Source organism: Actinoplanes sp. NBC_00393 (genome assembly GCF_036053395.1).
In the GTDB taxonomy this organism is placed as follows: Bacteria; Actinomycetota; Actinomycetes; order Mycobacteriales; family Micromonosporaceae; genus Actinoplanes.
Genome location: NZ_CP107942.1, coordinates 1853510 through 1869347 on the forward strand (window position 1 = coordinate 1853510; position 15838 = coordinate 1869347).

Consider the following 15838-nt stretch of genomic DNA (forward strand, 5'->3'; position numbering starts at 1 on the left):
CGGCGGCCGGCGTTCTGCGGTGGGAGACCTTCCGGATGAAGGGTCACACCCGTAGTGGGTGTAGGTACACCCGCTGTGGGTGTGTCGGCGTTCGGGAACTCATATGTCACCGGGAGTCGCCGTACCTGCCCACCGGGTGGCTCCCGACGGCCGGCCCGCCCGACGGCAAAGCGCGCAAGCGATCCTGAGCGACAGCCACGCATGCTCGGCTGGCTTGCAGGGTCTGTGGGAGATCAGGCGCTGGGTAGGTCGTAGCCTGCCTCGTCGTCGGCCCTGCGGCGGGCTTCGGCGCTGCGGCCCAGCAGCAGGGCGTAGGCCAGGAAGGCTGCCCACACGAAGGCGCCGATGCTGATGCGCACCAGCGGCGGCAGGGGCGACGGGGTCACGTAGGCCTCCAGCAGGCCTGCGACCAGCAGCGTCGGGACCAGGCCGACGGCGATCAGCATGCCGCTGCGGACCCGGTCGACCAGCGACTGGCGGCGGGTGCGCAGCGGGCCGGGGGCGATCCAGGACCAGCCGATCCGCAGGCCGACGCCGGCGCCGATGAACAGGCAGGTCAGTTCGAGGAGGCCGTGCGGGGAGATGTACGTCAGGAACGTGTCCCCGGCGCCCGCGGTGACCATCACGCCGCCGGTCATGCCGACGTTGAAGATGTTGACGCCGAGCAGGTAGAACACCGGGACGACGAGCACGCCGGCGGCGATGCACTGGGCGGTGAGCAGGGCGTTGTTGGTCCACACCTGGCCGGCGAAGTTCTGCGCCTGGTACTCGCTGTAGTAGCCGACGAAGTCCTCTTCGACCAGTCGCGCGATGTCGGCGTCGGAGAGGAACATGCCGGCCACGTCCGGGTTCGCGGCGACGTACCAGATCAGGGCGGCGGTCAGGCCGGTGAGCAGCGCCGACATGGTGAGCCACCACCAGCGGGTGCGGTACAGCTCGGCGGGGAACCGGTCGGTGAGGAAGTGCAGCACAGGCCGCAGCGAGAACCGGCCACCCCGGTTGATCGCGGCGCGGCCGGCCAGCAGCTGCCGGGACAGGTCGGCCACCACGACCGGATCGGGGGTGCGGCTGCGGATCACCGACAGGTGGGTGGTGGCCCGCTGGTAGAGCACCACCAGCTCGTCGGCCTCGGCCGCGGACAGCCGGCGTCGGCGGGCCAGCTGCTCCATCCGGTCCCATTCGCCGGCGCGTTCCAGCACGTACGCGTCCAGATCCACGGCCGTGAGCCTAGCCGCTGCCGTACGCCGGACGGCGATCGTGTTCACTGTCCCGGTGGACGGAAGGGTGGACGGACGGCTGATCAACGCCGAGGCGGTCGAGCTCGACCTGCGCCCGGCCCGGCTGGGCGCCCGTGCCCTGGCGCTGATCTTCGACATCGCCGCGCAGGCCGGCGTCGGGTTCGTGCTGTTCATTCTGTCCCTGATCACGCTGTCGCTGCTGCCCGGCGACCTGGTCGACGACGCGCTGTTCAACACCGTGCTGCGGGTCGTCCTGATCGTGACCGTGCTCGGCTATCCGACCGTGATCGAGACGCTGACCAACGGCCGCAGCGTCGGCAAGGCGGTCGTCGGGCTGCGGGTGATCCGGGAGGACGGCGGTCCGATCCGGGCCCGGCACGCGTTCACCCGCGCCCTGGTCGGTCTCGCCGTGGAGTGGCCGGGGCTGCTGCTCCTGCCGCTCACCTGGGTGGTCAGTCTCGGCACGATGCTCTCCTCGGACCGTGGCCGCCGGCTCGGTGACCTGGCCGCCGGCACCCTGGTCGTGCACGTGCGCCGCCCGGCCCCGTGGCAGCCGACTCCGCTGATGCCGCCCGCCCTGGCCGGCTGGGCCGCGGTCGCCGACCTCTCCGCGATCGGCGACGACCTGGCCCTGTCGATCCGCCAGTACCTGTCCCGTGCGGGCCGAATTCGCGAGCCGTACTCGAGCCGGCTGCGCGACGAACTCGCGAGCGAGGTGTACGCCCGGGTGACCCCGCCTCCGCCGCCGGGCACCGCGCCGTGGGTGCTGCTGGCCGCGGTGGGCGCTGAGCGGCGCCGCCGGGCCGAGGCCCAGCTGGCTACCGGCCGGGTGCTGACCGGCCGGATGCTGCCGGGCTTCGGGCGCACACCGGGCTGAAAAGAACAGACCTGCCGCATTTGCGCTTTTGGGTCCCGAGACGGCCTTCGGTGGTATTCGCTGACAATGTGAAGGACATGTGGGGCAACGTGCCGGTGCTCGGCAAGGTCCTGTCCGCCGTACTGGTCGGTGTGATCGCCGCGGTGGTGGCCGGGCTGGTGGGCATCTACGAGCTCAGCGAGGTCGACGAGACCGGCGGCGGGATCTACGAACGCAACCTGCTGCCGATCACCGAGCTCGCCGAGATCGACGGCTACGTCAACGAGGTGCGGTCGACCATCCTGCTGCAGGTGATCAGCACGGACAAGACCGAGATGGCGGCGCTCGACGAGCAGATCAAGGAGTTCCGCGGGCAGGTCGACGTGCTGTGGACCGACTACAGCGCGGGGGAGGCGACCGCGGAGGAGCAGACCGCCCGCGATGAGTTCCGGACGGCCCTGCTCGCGATGCGCGAGATCGCCGACGAGCAGGTGCTGCCACCGAGCCGGGCGATGCGGAGCGAGGAGGCCGCAAGAGCCGCCAACGGTCCGTTCGACGAGGCGTTCGACCAGGTCAGCGCTGCGTTGGGCACCCTCGACGAACTGGAGACGGCGCAGGCCCAGGCCGCTGCTGATCAGGCTCAGTCGACCTTCACGTTCGCCCGGAACCTGTTGATCGCCGTCCTGATCATCGGAGTGGCTCTGGCTCTCGCGATCGGCGTCATGGTGGCCCGTACGGTCAGCGGATCCCTGGCCCGGGTGGTCGGCGCCCTGCGGCGGGTCGAACAGGGCGACCTCACCGTCACCGCTGAGGTGAGGGGCCGCGACGAGCTCGGCCAGCTCGGCGCCGCCCTGAACTCCACGACGGCCCGCCTGCGCGACATCATCGGCGGCCGGATGTCGCAGACCGCGGTCAGCCTGGCCGCGGCCGCCGAGGAGCTGTCAGCGGTCAGCGCTCAGCTGCAGTCGGGCGCCGGCGACGCGGCCGAGAAGGCCGGCTCAGCGACCAGCGCCACCGAGGACGTCAACACCGGTGTGCAGGCGATCGCGGCCGGCGCCGAGGAGATGAGCGCCTCGATCACCGAGATCGCCTCGAACGCCGGCCAGGCGGCCGAGGTCGCCCAGAAGGCCATGTCGGTCGCCGAGCGCACCAACGCGCAGGTCGCCGAACTCGGCTCGGCCAGCGTCGAGATCGGCGAGGTGGTCAAGCTGATCACCAGCATCGCGGAGCAGACGAATCTGCTGGCCCTGAACGCGACGATCGAGGCGGCGCGGGCGGGCGAGCTGGGCAAGGGGTTCGCGGTGGTGGCGGGCGAGGTCAAGGAGCTGGCGCAGCAGACCGCCAAGGCGACCGAGGAGATCACCGCCCGGATCGGCGCCATCCAGACCTCCAGCACGGCGGCGGCCGCGGCGATCGAGGAGATCACCGAGGTGATCGGCAACATCGGTGACTTCACGACGACGATCGCTTCGGCCGTGGAGGAGCAGACCGCGACGACGGCCGAGATGAGCCGTTCGGTCGCGGAGGCAGCGGGGAACAGCCAGGACGTGGCGCGTACCGTCTCCAGCGTCGCCGACGTGGCGGCGGCGACCGCCGAGGGCGCCCGCACCACCCAGATCGCCGCCGACGATCTCACCCGGCTGGCCAGCGACCTCACGGAGATCGTGGGCAGCTTCAGACATTGAGAACCATGATGGGTACGGGCAATGGCCGTTCCCAAACCCGCTACACCGTCCCGCCGCACCACGCGATCAAGCACGTGGCCCGGCCCTCCAACGCGACCGCCGGGCTTGAGCAGTTCGGCGGCTGGTTGACAGGGTCGGGCGTCACGGCTGCGGGAGGGGGGCTGCCGCAGCCGTGACGCCCGGGCTCAGTGGACGCCGGCCTTCAACCGCGACGCCACGACGACACCACCACCGGAGAGCTTCCCGGACACGCGGTGGACGATCTTTCCGGACCGGGCGTTCCAGATCGTCACGTCGATCCGATCGGCACTGTGCTTGTCCACGACGGGGGAGGACGGTGACGAGCACGAGCAGGGATCTCACGTTTCCCGAGTGTTAACGCTCACAGCATTCTAGTCAAGAACATCGATCTCAGGTTTGCCGCGGGCCGGCCGATTCCCCCGGGCATGACACTCGACGACGCATGCTGGTTCGGCACCGGCCACAGCACCCTGACTGATCCCGCTGCCGCCGGCGCGCAGGCCGCGCAAGCCGCGATCGCCGGGCGCGCGCCGGTCGTCGTGTTCGTGTTCTGCTCGGTCGGCCACCACGTGCCGGAGATGCTCGACGCGGTCCGGGAGCGGGTCGCCGCGGACACCGTGATCGTCGGCTGCACCACCTCCGGACAGATCGCGACCGATGAGGAGAGCCGGGACGGGGTCGCGATCACCGCGTGGGGCGGGCCGGGGCTGGCCGTGCGTACCCACGTCACCCGCGACGCCAGCACCGGGCTGCGGGAGGCCGGGGCGCAGGCGGCGTCCTGCCTGGCCGGGCTGGACAGCGAGCACCGGGCGCTGCTGATGCTCTGTGACGGGCTGACCGGGTCGCAGCACGAGATCATCCGGGGCGCGTACTCGGTGGCCGGCGCGGCGGTCCCGCTGGTCGGCGGCTGCGCCGGCGACCACCTCACCTACGTGCGCACCTACCAGTTCCACGGCGGCCGCGACGGCGTCGAGATCCTCTCCGACGCGGTGATCGGGGTCGGGGTCGGCTCGGACGCCCCGCTCGGCGTCGGCATCGCGCACGGCTGGCGCAAGGACGGCGCAGCCATGATCGTGACCAGCAGCCGGGAGGGCCGGATCTACGAGCTCGACGGCCGGCCCGCACTCGACGTGCTCCTGGAACGCCTCGGTCTCGACGAGTCCCTGGTCGACGACGAGGAGGCGTTCCGCGACGCCGCGTTCCTGCACCCGCTCGGCCTGTCCCGGCGCAGCGGCGAGGACATCCGGGTGATCCACGCCGGGGACCGCTCCGACCGGTCGCTGATCTGCCTGGCCGACGTGCCGCAGGGCGCGCTCGCCTGGATGATGGTCAGCGATCAGGACGCCCTGGTCGAGGGCTCCAACGAGGCGTGTGTGCAGGCGCTCGACGGGCTCGGCGGCCGCGAGGCGCTCGGCGTGCTGGTGTTCGACTGCGCGGCCCGGCGGATCACCCTCGGCGAGGGCGGCCTGGACCGGGAGATCGCCGGGATGACCAAGACGCTGAACGGCGCCCCGTACGGCGGCTTCTACACCAACGGCGAGATCGCCCGGACCCGCGGCGCCCTCGGCATGCACCACTTCACCATGGTCACGCTCGCGCTGGGCCGGTCGTGAACCACTGGTCCACCCACCAGCTCACCGAGTACTTCGCGGCGGTCTGCGAGCCGCAGGACGAACGCTCGGCCATCTCGACCGCGGTGGAACGCGCCGCCGAGGTCCTCGAGGCCGAGGTCGGCGCGGTGCTGCGGGACGGCCGGGTGGAGGCTTCCTGGGGCTTCACGCCCGAGGGTGACCTGCCGGCGGCCCCGCAGACCCTGGACGTGCCCGGGCTGGGCGAGGTGTACGCCGCGGTGGCCCGGTTCAGCGGCGGGGAGCTGCTGATCGGCCGGGCCGGTGACCCCCTCGACGCCGAGGAGCGGCAGCTGCTGCAGGCGATGGCGCAGACCCTGGGCCTGGCCCTGCAGAACATCACCCTGCTCACCACCGAGCGCCGGCTGGCGTCCGAGCGACTGGCCCTGCTGGACTCGCTGCGCGAGGCCCGGCACGACTCGCTGACCGGCCTGCCCACCCGGGTGCTCTTCCTGGAGCTGGTGGCCGCCCGGTCCGGCGCCACCACGACCGTGCTCTTCATCGACCTGGACCGGTTCAAGGCGGTCAACGACAGCCTCGGCCACCAGGCCGGCGACGAACTGCTCGGCCTGGTCGCCGCCCGCCTGCGCGACTGCCTCGGCCCGCAGGACACCGCGGCGCGCATCGGCGGCGACGAGTTCGCCGTGCTGCTCGCCGACCCCGACCCGGACCGGGCGGTCCTGATCGCCCGGCAGCTGATCGACGCGATCCGCCGGCCGTTCCGGATCGCCGGCCGCGACGTCTTCATCGGCGCCAGCATCGGCGTCGCCACCTGCCCCGGCGCCGACCCCGCCGACCTGCTCGGCAACGCCGACGTGGCGATGTACCGGGCCAAGAAGGACGGTCCCGGCAAGGTCGTCGTCTTCGAGCCGGCCATGCACGCGGAGGCGCTGGCGCGCCTCACGCTCAACGGCGATCTGCAGCGGGCGCTCGCGCAGGGCGAGTTCCGGTTGCAGTACCAGCCCCTGATCCGGCTGGCCACCGGCGCGGCGACGGGCGTCGAGGCCCTGATCCGCTGGGACAAACCCGGTCAGGGGTACGTGTCACCCGCCGACTTCGTGCCGATGGCCGAGGAGACCGGCCTGATCGCCGACATCGGACGCTGGGTGCTCGACACCGCCGGGGAACAGGCCGCGCTCTGGCGCCGCACCATGCCCGGCCTCGGACTCAACGTGAACGTCTCCGGCCGTCAGCTCACCGACCCGCAGTTCGCCGCCGACGTGCAGCGGATGCTGGCCCGTACCGGTCTGCCGCCGGCCGCGGTGACCCTGGAACTGACCGAATCGGTGCTGATGAGCGACCCGCGGACCGCGATCGCCTGCCTCACCGACCTGAAGTCGCTCGGCGTCGCGGTCGCCGTCGACGACTTCGGCACCGGCTACTCGTCGCTGTCCTACCTGCAGCAGCTCCCGGTCGACGAACTCAAGATCGACCGGGCGTTCATCAGCCGTGCCGAACCGACCCGCGAGGACCTCGCCGTCGTCCGTGCCGTCGTCGAACTGGCCCGCACCCTGCGTCTGCGTACCGTCGTGGAAGGCATCGAGACCGAGGCGCAACGGCGCGCGATGCGCCGGCTCGGCTGCGATCTCGGCCAGGGCTACCACCTGTGCCGGCCGGTGCACCCGGCCGACGTCCCGGCCGCGCTCGGCCTGGCGGCCGCGGATTAGCTCGGCCACCGAGCGGGCCGAGACGACGAGCCAGGCGGTGACCAGCACGGCGTAGAGCAGGACGGCGACGACGCGGAACATCGTCGCGCCGGTCTGGGCGGCCAGCGCCGAGGTGCCGGTCACGCAGGTGCCGACCGGGAACGTGAACGACCACCAGGCCGGGGAGAACGGCAGGTGGTCGCGGGCGGCACGGACCGTCACGGCCGTCGCCAGGCAGGCCCAGAGCAGGGCGAAACCCCAGACTGGTACGCCGTACACGACCCCGAAAGCGGCAAAGGCTTTGGCGTACGGGGTGGGCAGCACGTCCGCGGCGGCGGTGCCGAGCAGGTTGGCGGCCGTCACGGACTGGCCGAGCGGCCCCAGCAGGATCCAGAGCGTCGGCGCCGTACGGTTCGGGCCGACCGTGCCGACCGTCAGCTCGTGCCAGACCTGCGTGATCACCACGACCGCTGCGATCAGGCTGAGCCCGAACATCGCGTAGCAGCCGAGCAGCAGCGTCAGCCGGGGCTGGCCGGGCGGGGTGTGCGGCACCAGCAGCGCGCCGGCCGCCGCGGACACCATCGGCGGGACCACCGGGATCAGCCAGCCGCCGGACGCCGCGCCGCCGGTGTGCCGGGTGAACCGCAGATAGGGCACCGCGACCGCGCTGGCCAGCCCGGTCGCAGTCCCGGCGGCGAACAGCAGCCAGGACAGCGCGACCGCCGCCCGCTCGCCGAGCAGGTCCGGGCCGAGCAGCAGGGCGCCGATGCCGACGCTGAGCAGGGCCATCGGCGGGGCGCCGTAGAAGTTCGCCATCACCGGGTCGGCGTGGTGCCCGCGGGCGATCGCCGGGTGCCGGCGCCACTGCCGGACCGAGGCCGTGACCAGGACCGCCAGCAGGGCAACGGCGAGCAGCCAGACGGCGGTGGCGAACGGGCGCAGGCCGGACACCGGCAACGACACCGCGGCGGACGCGACGATGCCGGTGCCCATCACGGCGGCGTACCAGTTGGGGGCCAGGGATCTGCTCACCTACCCAAGATCCGTGGACCGGGCGGTCCGCGGTAGCGCCCGTCTTCTTGTGGAGTCACAAAGCACCTTTGTGGCCGCGTACCATGACCGGTTGTGACCTTGAGCCCGCGCATGCCGGACCTGCCCGCCCTGGAGATCCTGCTCGCGGTCGCCCGGACCGGCAGTCTCAGCGCCGCCGCCCGCGAGGCCGGCCTCACCCAGCAGGCCGTCTCCGCCCGGCTCGCCGCCCTCGAAACCCGCACCGGCGTCCGCCTCGCCTCGCGCACCCCGCGCGGCACCCAGCTCACCCCGCAGGGCGCCGTCGTCGCCCAATGGGCCGACCGGCTCCTGCACCTCGCCGCCGAGGTCGACGCCGGGCTCGCCGCCCTGCGCGACGACAGCCGCAGCACGCTGCGGGTCAGCGCCAGCCTCACGGTCGCCGAACACCTGCTGCCCGGCTGGCTGGTCAGCCTGCACGCCGACGCGGCCCGGCGCGGTGAGACCCCGATCCGGGTGGTGCTCACCGCCACCAACAGCGACCAGGTGATCGACCAGGTCCGTGACGGCGGTGCCGACCTCGGCTTCATCGAGGGACCGACCGTTCCGCCCGGCATGCGCAGCCGGGTGGTCGGGCACGACGAATTGGTCCTGGTGGTGCCGCCCGGCCACCCGTGGGCGCGGCGCAGCGCCGGTGTGGACGCTGCCGAGCTCGCCGGCACGCCGCTGGTGACCCGCGAACCCGGATCCGGCACCCGCGACTTCCTGACCGCGGCACTCGGCGTACCCCAGGCGCCACCGGCGCTGGAGCTGTCGACCGCCGCGGCGGTGCGTGCCGCCGTGCTGGCCGGCGCCGCCCCGGCCGTGGTCAGCCGCCTCGCCGCCGGCGACGACCTGCGCTCCGGGCGGCTCCGCGCGGTCCCGCTCACCGGCCTCGACCTGCGCCGCGACCTGCGCGCCATCTGGACCGGCCCGCGGGTCCCACCGGCAGGCGCGATCCGCACCCTGCTGAGCCACATAGGCTGAGCCCTGGGTCACACGGGCGGCCGGATTGGACAGCCGCGCGTAGGCTTCCGGGATGCCGCTCACTCCCGCAGACATCCACAACGTGGCCTTCAAGAAACCCCCGATGGGCAAACGGGGGTATGGCGAGGAGGAGGTCGACGCCTTCCTCGACGAGGTCGAGCAGGAGATGATCCGCCTCCTGGAGGCCAACGCGGCCCTCAAGGACCAGATGCGGCGCGGCCCCGACCCGTCCTCCACCGTGGTCCTCGACGGCCCCGGCGGACTCGGCGGCGAGCTGGCCGGCCTGGCCGCCCAGCTCGACCGCCTGGTGGAGGCCCGCGACCGCGCCGAGCAGCGCGCCCGCGACCTGCAGGCCCAGCTCGAGCAGGCGCACCGCGACCAGGCCTCCGCCCCACCCGCGGCCTCCGGCGGCGAAGGCGACGTCCGGGTCCTGATGATGGCCCAGCGCACCGCCGACGAGTACATGCGCGACGCCGAACGCGAGTCCGACGACGTCCTGGCCGGCGCCCAGGACCAGGCCGCCCAGCTCGTCGACCAGGCCCGCCAGCGAGCCGGCACGATCGAGAGCGACGCCCAGCGCAGCCACGCCCAGGCCATGGAGGACCTGGCCTCCGGCCGCGCCGCCCTGCTCGACGAGATCGAGCGGCTGGGCCGCTTCGCCCGCGGTTACCAGGAGGCCCTGCACAAGCACGTGGCCGGCCAGCTCCAGGACGTGGACGACGCCCCCGATCTCTGAAGCACGGCGCGACCGCCGGGCTCACCTGATCGTCACGCTCGACCCCGCGGATCGCCCTCCGCTCCCTCCCGCGAACCGCTTGCCGGCCGGCTCTGAGCGCCGTCTGCGGCCGCGCGAGCTGCTCTCCGTACGCTCCACCCCGCGGATCGGCCTCCGTTCCCTCCAGCGGATCGCCCTCCGTTTCCTCCCGCGGATCGCCTCCCGGTCGGCTCTGAGCGCCGTCTGCGGCCGCTCTCCGTGCCCAGCCGGAGAGGCCGAACCGGCGCTCGGGCGGGTGACGTCGCCAGCGGGCGGCTGAGGCGGTGTTTTCGGCCTGGTGGATCATCGGGCTGTGCGGTGGGGCTGTTTCACCGCCGGGCAGGCATTGCTGGTGCGCGGCCCGGTGATCGAACAGCCTCTAGAAGCGGCTCCGGCCGCGCGTCCACGCTGTCTGCCGCCGACCAGCCGGATGCTCGCCGGTTGCCGGTTGCCGGTTGCCGGTTTGCCGGTCGCCGGGTCGCCGGTCGTCGGTGGTCGGTGGGCGGCTGGCTGCGGTTTGAGCGTGACCAGAAGGGTGAGCCCGGCGGCCGCGTCGAGGGCCGTGCCCCGGCTGCCGGCTCGCGCGGAACGGCGGGGACGGCCACGATGCGGCGGAGCGGCGTAGCTCGTACCCCGAAAGAGCTGGAACCGAAAGCAGTCCTGGGCCCCAGGGAGTCGCTAATCGGACTCCGGCAGGAGGGGGATCGTTCGGGTGGCGGCGTCCAGGATCTGTTGGGCGTCCAATTCGGCCCGGGAATCAGGGATGCCGTGCGCAGGCCACTCGCAGATGAAGGCGACCGGGCCCGGCGGTGGCAGCGGCCAGATCCAGTACGTCATGTCGTAGCGGCGGCCGCCTCCGCCGCCGCCGTCATGCATGAGCAGCGGCCCGGTGGGCTCGTCGGTCCGCGAGCGTGGGTGCCCGCCGAGGTTGGTGGCGGCACTGCCGTCGGCGAACTGCACACCGAGCCGCAGAAAGTCCGCCGAGAGCGGCTCGCCGGCGAAGGTGTCCCGGTGGAAGGCGTGGTGGAAGACCCCGCCGTGGCGATCCTCGCGGCTCATGACCACGGTCACGGTGAAGCTGAACCCGTTGGGGTAGGCGACGATCCCGCTCAGGCCGAGGGCCGCGCCGGCGCCGCGGGCCAGCAGGAAGGTGTCCGGAACCACGCCGCCGAACATGTCCTCCGGCTTGTCCCACGCGGGCCGGGGTGGTGCCGGGGGCTCCGGCTCGTCGGGCTCCGGCGGGGGAAGACTGTCGAAGAAGCTCATGCCGCCGAGCCTGCCATCGCGCTGCCGGGACGGCGACCCCGCATCATCGGGGGATGACGCACGAGCAGGTGGAGTTCTTCGAGGACGCCGGCACCGGGCTGCGCGCTGTGATCGCCGTGCACGACACCACGCTGGGGCCGGCGTTCGGGGGGACGCGCTTCTACCCGTACCCCGACCAGGATGCGGCCGTGACCGACGTGCTGCGGCTGTCCCGCGGCATGACCCTGAAGAATGCGGTCGCCGGCCTGCCGTGCGGCGGCGCCAAAGCCGTGATCATCGGCGATCCCGGCGCCGTGAAGTCGGAGCGGCTGCTGGAGGCCTACGGGCGATGCGTGCAGAGCCTCGGCGGCCGCTATGTCACCGCGGGCGACGTCGGGACCAGCGCTGAGGACCTGGACGTCATCGGCCGCACCACCGAGCACGTCGTCGGCCGGACGGTGGCCGCCGGCGGGTACGGCGACAGCGGGCCGATGACCGCGCTCGGCGTCTTCCACGCTCTGCGGGCCGCGGCCGCGTTCCGATGGGACACCGCTGACCTGCGGGGACGCACGGTCGGCATCGAAGGCCTCGGCAAGGTGGGGTACGAGCTCGCCCGCCTGCTGGTGGACGCCGGAGCTCAGGTGGTCGCCGCTGATCCGTCGGCTGCGGCACGGGAGCTTGCCGAGCGGGACCTGCCGGCGGTCGTCGTCGTCCGGACGGTCGCCGATGCGGCGGTCGACATCTATGCGCCCTGCGCGCTCGGGGCCACGTTGAACAGCGCGTCCATCCCTGCGATCCGGGCCGGGATCGTCTGCGGGGCGGCCAACAATCAGCTCGCCACGGCCGAGGACGAGCAGCTGCTCGCCGATCGCGGCATCCTCTGGGTGCCGGACTTCGTGGCCAGTGCGGGCGGCGTGACCACCGGCTCGGCCGAATACCGGCGGCTGCCCCTCGAGGACGTCCCGGCGCAGGTCGCGAAGATCTTCGACACCACCGCCGAGGTGCTCACCCTGGCCCGGCGGCAGGGCATGCTGCCCGGCGCCGCTGCGGAGGCCGTCGCGCAGCAGCGACTGTCCGGTACGCCCGCCGCAGGTGGAAGCCCGCGGCGGGCGCATTGAAACGGCACAAGTCCTAGCTCAGGTTGATGTAGTCCAGCTCGGCGTACCCGGTGCCGCCGCCGAACAGCGGTGACCCCTTGGCCAGCCGGATCACGTTGTACCCGGCGTTCAGGTTGACCGTCGTGCTCACCGTCGACCCGAACACACCCCAGGCCGCGGTGGGCGGATAGCTGACCGTCGACCAGCCGCTCCCGTTGTACGCCAGCCCGTGCGTCGCCGTGGCCCCGGTGCCGTTCGCGTACCCGATCGACATCGTGTACGACCGCGCCGCCGGAACGTTGACGACGAAGTCCACGAACGACTGGTTCCGCATGTTCGCGGACCCGTCGATCTGCCCGACGTACCCGCCGTTGGACGCCGACCCGGACGAGAACCGGTTGGCGTTGACCACGGTGGCGTTCTCCGCCTCATACCGTTGCTGCCACGTCGCCGCCCCGGAGGCCGGGGTGACGAGCAGCTGGTACGAGTCCCAGGCGTTCATGTTGTTCACCGGCACGCTGATGCTCCCGCCGGAGACCGTGTAGGTCGCCGAGGACACCGCGATCGGCGCGCTCTGGTTGGTGAACCGCCCGGTCGTGCCGCTGCGGGTCAGCGTCACCCGGACCTGCGAGCCGAGGGCGCCGAGCCCGTTGACCCGTACGGTGTTGTTGCCGCTGTCCCCACCGAGCACCACGTTGACGAACCGCCGCGTCGAGTCGTACGACGCGACGCCTTCGAGCCAGGACCCGGGGATGGTCTGGACGATGTTGCCGGCCATGTCGCCGTACCACTTGTACGGCCAGTACGACGAGGTCGGCGCGTTGTTGTGCAGCAGCCCGTTGAGGGTGCCGGCCTCGTACCAGTAGGCGCGTTCCGCCGACCGGATGCCGTGCCGCTCGAAGACGGCCATGTAGTGCACCGCCACGCTGGGGATGTCGACCTGCGACGGCGAGGCGTACTCGTTGATCGAGATCGGGCGCGGGGAGATGCCCAGCGACCGCTCGATCGCCCGGTAGTCGTTGACGTGTGCCTCGACCTGCAGGTACTTGTCGTTCTCCAGCTCGTGCCAGACGATCACGTCCGGCAGCGTGTTGGTGTTCCGCGCGTGGGTGAGGAAGTCGACCATCCACTGGTGGTTGTAGACGGAATGCGAGGGCCCGACGATCGGGGTGACCGTGTCGAGCGTCCGGATCAGCCGGTGGGTGCGGGTCCAGCCGTCCAGGAACGAGCCGGCCGCGGCGGTGTTCCAGGTCCAGTCCGGTTCGTTCCAGAGTTCCCAGCCGTCGACGTTGGTGACGGTGGTGGCGTTCAGCCGGGCCTGGACCATGGTGCGGACCTTCGACTCCCAGTCCGCCCAGCTGACCCAGCGGTACGGGAAGTTCGGGTAGATGTCCGGCATCCGGAAGAACTGCTGGGTGCCGGCGCTGGTCACCTTCCCGGCCACCTGCAGACCGTCGCAGCAGGGTGTGGTGGCGCCGTTGCCGAGCTGCTGCCCGCCGGGCGGCGGCTGGGTGAGGTGGTTCAGCTTCAGCGGGTACATCAGGCTCAGCGGCGGGTTGTTGCCGGTGTTGACGGCGTAAAGGCCACCCGACGCGACGTGGGTGACGGGTCGGACGGTCGTGCCGACGTTGACGGTGAGGGTGTTGCCGGCCGCCTGGGCCGGGCTGGGGACGACCAGCGCGGCGGCGATCAGCAGGAGGGTGACGGATGCTGCCTTTCTTCGGTGCATGGTTTCACCTCGGGGATGGTGAGAGCGGAATCCAGACCCGCATGGGTCCGGCGGCCCGGTTGGCCCACAGGAAGTAGGGGATGGCGGTGACCACGGCGCTCGGACCGGTGGTGGCCGGTGGCGGCCAGGCGCCGTAGAGCCCGGTGTCCGGGACGGCGCTGGTGCGCACCGGCACCTGCAGCGTCACCGGGAACGGGCCGGCGCGGTGGAAGGCGACCGCGAGGGGGGAGTGCGGGTCGAGAGAGAGGTCTTCGAGGACGACGCCCGCGGGCACGTCGGCCTGCTCCAGGCAGTAGACGAGCGGCCCGCGGACCAGGGCGACCGCCCCGCGGGTGGCGTCGACGCGCGGGTGGGCGCTGACCAGGCGGGTCGGCATGGCCAGGGTCAGGACGATCCGGTCACCGGGATGCCAGACCCGGTGCAGCCGCAGGTAGCCGGCCTCGACGTGGGCCCGGGCCGAGGCTCCGTTGATGCTGAGCCGTACGTCGTTGCACCACGCCGGCACTCGCAGCGACAGCGCCCATGGCGATCCGGAAGTCTCCGAGACGGTGACGGTGACCTGCTCGTCCCACGGATAGTTCGTCTCCATCTGGACGGCGTGCCCCCCAGAAGCGACAACGCCGGCGCTGTAGAGATGCAGCTGCAGTCCGTCGGCGTCGCCGGTGGCCAGGTAGGCGTGCAGCGACGCCATCAGCCGGGCCAGGTTGGGTGGGCAGCACGCGCAGGAGTACCAGCTCAGCCGCTGCGACGGCGCGTCCTCGTGGGAGCCGTCGTGCCCGGTACGCAGCTGCAGCGGGTTGGAGTAGAAGAACTCTTTCCCGGACAGGGCGGTGCTCCCGGCGATCCCGTTGTGCAGCACCCGTTCCATCTCGTCGGCGTACTTCACCTTGCCGGTGGCCAGCAGCAGGCGCCAGGCGAGCTGGAAACTGCCGATCGCCGCGCAGGTCTCCGCGTACGCCCGGTCCGGCGGCAGCTCGTACGGATCGCCGAACGCCTCGTCGCGGTGCCGCGACCCCTGCCCGCCGGTGATGTACGTCCGGCTCTCCAGCGCCGAGTCCCACAGCCGCTCCGCGACGTCCAGCAGCTCGCGGTCACCGGTCTCCACGGCGACGTCCACCGCGCCGGCCAGCAGATACTGCATCCGGACCACGTGCCCGGTGACCTCGGTGGACTCCCGCAGCGGCTCGTGGTCCTGGAAGTAGCGCGGCCCGAACCGGCTGTCATCCAGGGTCCCGTGCCCGCGGTTGCCGACGAACCGGGCGGCCAGTTCCAGGTACGGCCGGTGCCCGGTGACCCGGTACAGCTCGGCGAGGGCGGTCTCCACCTCGGGGTGGCCGTCCACCTCGTTCGACTGCCCGTACCGCTGCACCAGAAGATCGGCGAAGCGGCGCGCGACCGACAGGACCTGCTGGGCCGACGGATCGTCGGGCGCGGAACGCGCGGCGGCGACGCCGGCCTGGATCAGATGCCCGGCGGTGTACATCTCGTGGCTGTAGTGCAGCTCGGTCCACTGCCGGTCGCGGTGGGCCGGGTCCTGGTAGAACGAGTCGAGATAGCCGTCCGGGTCCTGGGCCTTCTCCAGCAGTGCGGCCACCTCGTCGACGAAACCGGACGCCGTCCCGGACCAGAACGCGGCCTCCAGGGCCTTGTGCACGTCGGTGTCGGCGAACCACATGCCGGCGAACTCCGCGTCGGCGTCCCCGGTGACCCGGCGCAGGTTGGTCAGGTTGCCGTGCACGCCGAGCTGGTCGATGCAGTGCGGCAGCGTCGCCTCGGCGTTGCGTGCCTGCCAGCCGCCGAGCAGACCGGTTGCCGACAGCTGCACCGCGTCGGCGGGCAGGGGCCGCAGAGCGCTGAGGGCATCGGGCGTGGGCACGACGGGGCCCTGAAGATCAGACATGTGTT

Annotated in this window: 12 protein-coding genes and 1 pseudogene; 7 read left to right on the forward strand and 6 right to left on the reverse strand. The window is 72.1% G+C overall.

Features of this window, described 5'->3' with window-relative positions; genetic code table 11:
• Positions 1–233: 233 nt before the first annotated feature.
• Entirely contained in the window at positions 234–1217 is a 984-nt protein-coding gene (locus OHA21_RS08450) for a stage II sporulation protein M (protein WP_328471914.1), read from the reverse strand.
• Positions 1218–1272: 55 nt separating this feature from the next.
• Here OHA21_RS08450 and OHA21_RS08455 point away from each other — a divergent pair, with 55 nt between their 5' ends.
• The gene (locus OHA21_RS08455) at positions 1273–2115 is read left to right on the forward strand and encodes an RDD family protein (RefSeq protein ID WP_328471916.1); all 843 of its coding nucleotides are present in this window, start codon (positions 1273–1275) and stop codon (positions 2113–2115) included.
• Positions 2116–2192: 77 nt separating this feature from the next.
• The gene (locus tag OHA21_RS08460) at positions 2193–3779 is read left to right on the forward strand and encodes a methyl-accepting chemotaxis protein (protein WP_328478339.1); all 1587 of its coding nucleotides are present in this window, start codon (positions 2193–2195) and stop codon (positions 3777–3779) included.
• A gap of 185 nt (positions 3780–3964) precedes the next feature.
• Here the strand turns inward: OHA21_RS08460 and OHA21_RS08465 are convergent, their stop codons facing one another.
• Complete coding sequence (locus OHA21_RS08465; RefSeq protein ID WP_328471918.1) at positions 3965–4102, reverse strand: hypothetical protein; 138 nt, start codon at positions 4100–4102, stop codon at positions 3965–3967.
• A gap of 123 nt (positions 4103–4225) precedes the next feature.
• On the opposite strand from OHA21_RS08465, the gene OHA21_RS08470 reads away from it, so the two are divergent.
• A complete protein-coding gene (locus OHA21_RS08470) occupies positions 4226–5413 on the forward strand; it encodes an FIST signal transduction protein (RefSeq protein ID WP_328471920.1) in 1188 nt (395 codons plus the stop codon).
• Positions 5410–7095 (forward strand): putative bifunctional diguanylate cyclase/phosphodiesterase, encoded by a 1686-nt coding sequence (locus tag OHA21_RS08475; RefSeq protein WP_328471922.1) that lies wholly within the window; start codon positions 5410–5412, stop codon positions 7093–7095. The genes OHA21_RS08470 and OHA21_RS08475 overlap by 4 nt, the downstream gene beginning before the upstream one ends.
• Before the next feature lie 21 nt (positions 7096–7116).
• Here OHA21_RS08475 and OHA21_RS08480 read toward each other — a convergent pair.
• Positions 7117–8106, reverse strand: a pseudogene (locus OHA21_RS08480) (TDT family transporter); the annotation flags it as partial.
• Between the two features lie 93 nt (positions 8107–8199).
• Between OHA21_RS08480 and OHA21_RS08485 the strand changes: the two are divergent.
• Both OHA21_RS08485 and OHA21_RS08490 read left to right on the forward strand, forming a co-directional pair.
• Positions 8200–9108 carry a LysR family transcriptional regulator gene (locus OHA21_RS08485; protein WP_328471923.1) on the forward strand — a complete coding sequence of 303 codons (909 nt, stop codon included), beginning with the start codon at positions 8200–8202 and terminating at the stop codon, positions 9106–9108.
• Between the two features lie 52 nt (positions 9109–9160).
• Positions 9161–9844, forward strand: a complete 684-nt coding sequence (locus tag OHA21_RS08490) for a DivIVA domain-containing protein (protein WP_328471924.1) — start codon at positions 9161–9163, stop codon at positions 9842–9844.
• Positions 9845–10540: 696 nt separating this feature from the next.
• Here the strand turns inward: OHA21_RS08490 and OHA21_RS08495 are convergent.
• A complete protein-coding gene (locus tag OHA21_RS08495; RefSeq protein ID WP_328471925.1) occupies positions 10541–11128 on the reverse strand; it encodes a hypothetical protein in 588 nt (195 codons plus the stop codon).
• A gap of 53 nt (positions 11129–11181) precedes the next feature.
• On the opposite strand from OHA21_RS08495, the gene OHA21_RS08500 reads away from it, so the two are divergent.
• Positions 11182–12225, forward strand: a complete 1044-nt coding sequence (locus OHA21_RS08500) for a Glu/Leu/Phe/Val family dehydrogenase (protein WP_328471926.1) — start codon at positions 11182–11184, stop codon at positions 12223–12225.
• A 13-nt stretch (positions 12226–12238) separates the two neighbouring features.
• Here the strand turns inward: OHA21_RS08500 and OHA21_RS08505 are convergent, their stop codons facing one another.
• Both OHA21_RS08505 and OHA21_RS08510 read right to left on the reverse strand, forming a co-directional pair.
• A complete protein-coding gene (locus OHA21_RS08505) occupies positions 12239–13933 on the reverse strand; it encodes a hypothetical protein (protein ID WP_328471928.1) in 1695 nt (564 codons plus the stop codon).
• Positions 13934–13937: 4 nt separating this feature from the next.
• On the reverse strand, positions 13938–15833 hold the full coding sequence (locus OHA21_RS08510; RefSeq protein ID WP_328471930.1) for a glycoside hydrolase family 127 protein: 1896 nt from the start codon (positions 15831–15833) through the stop codon (positions 13938–13940).
• Positions 15834–15838: the final 5 nt, after the last annotated feature.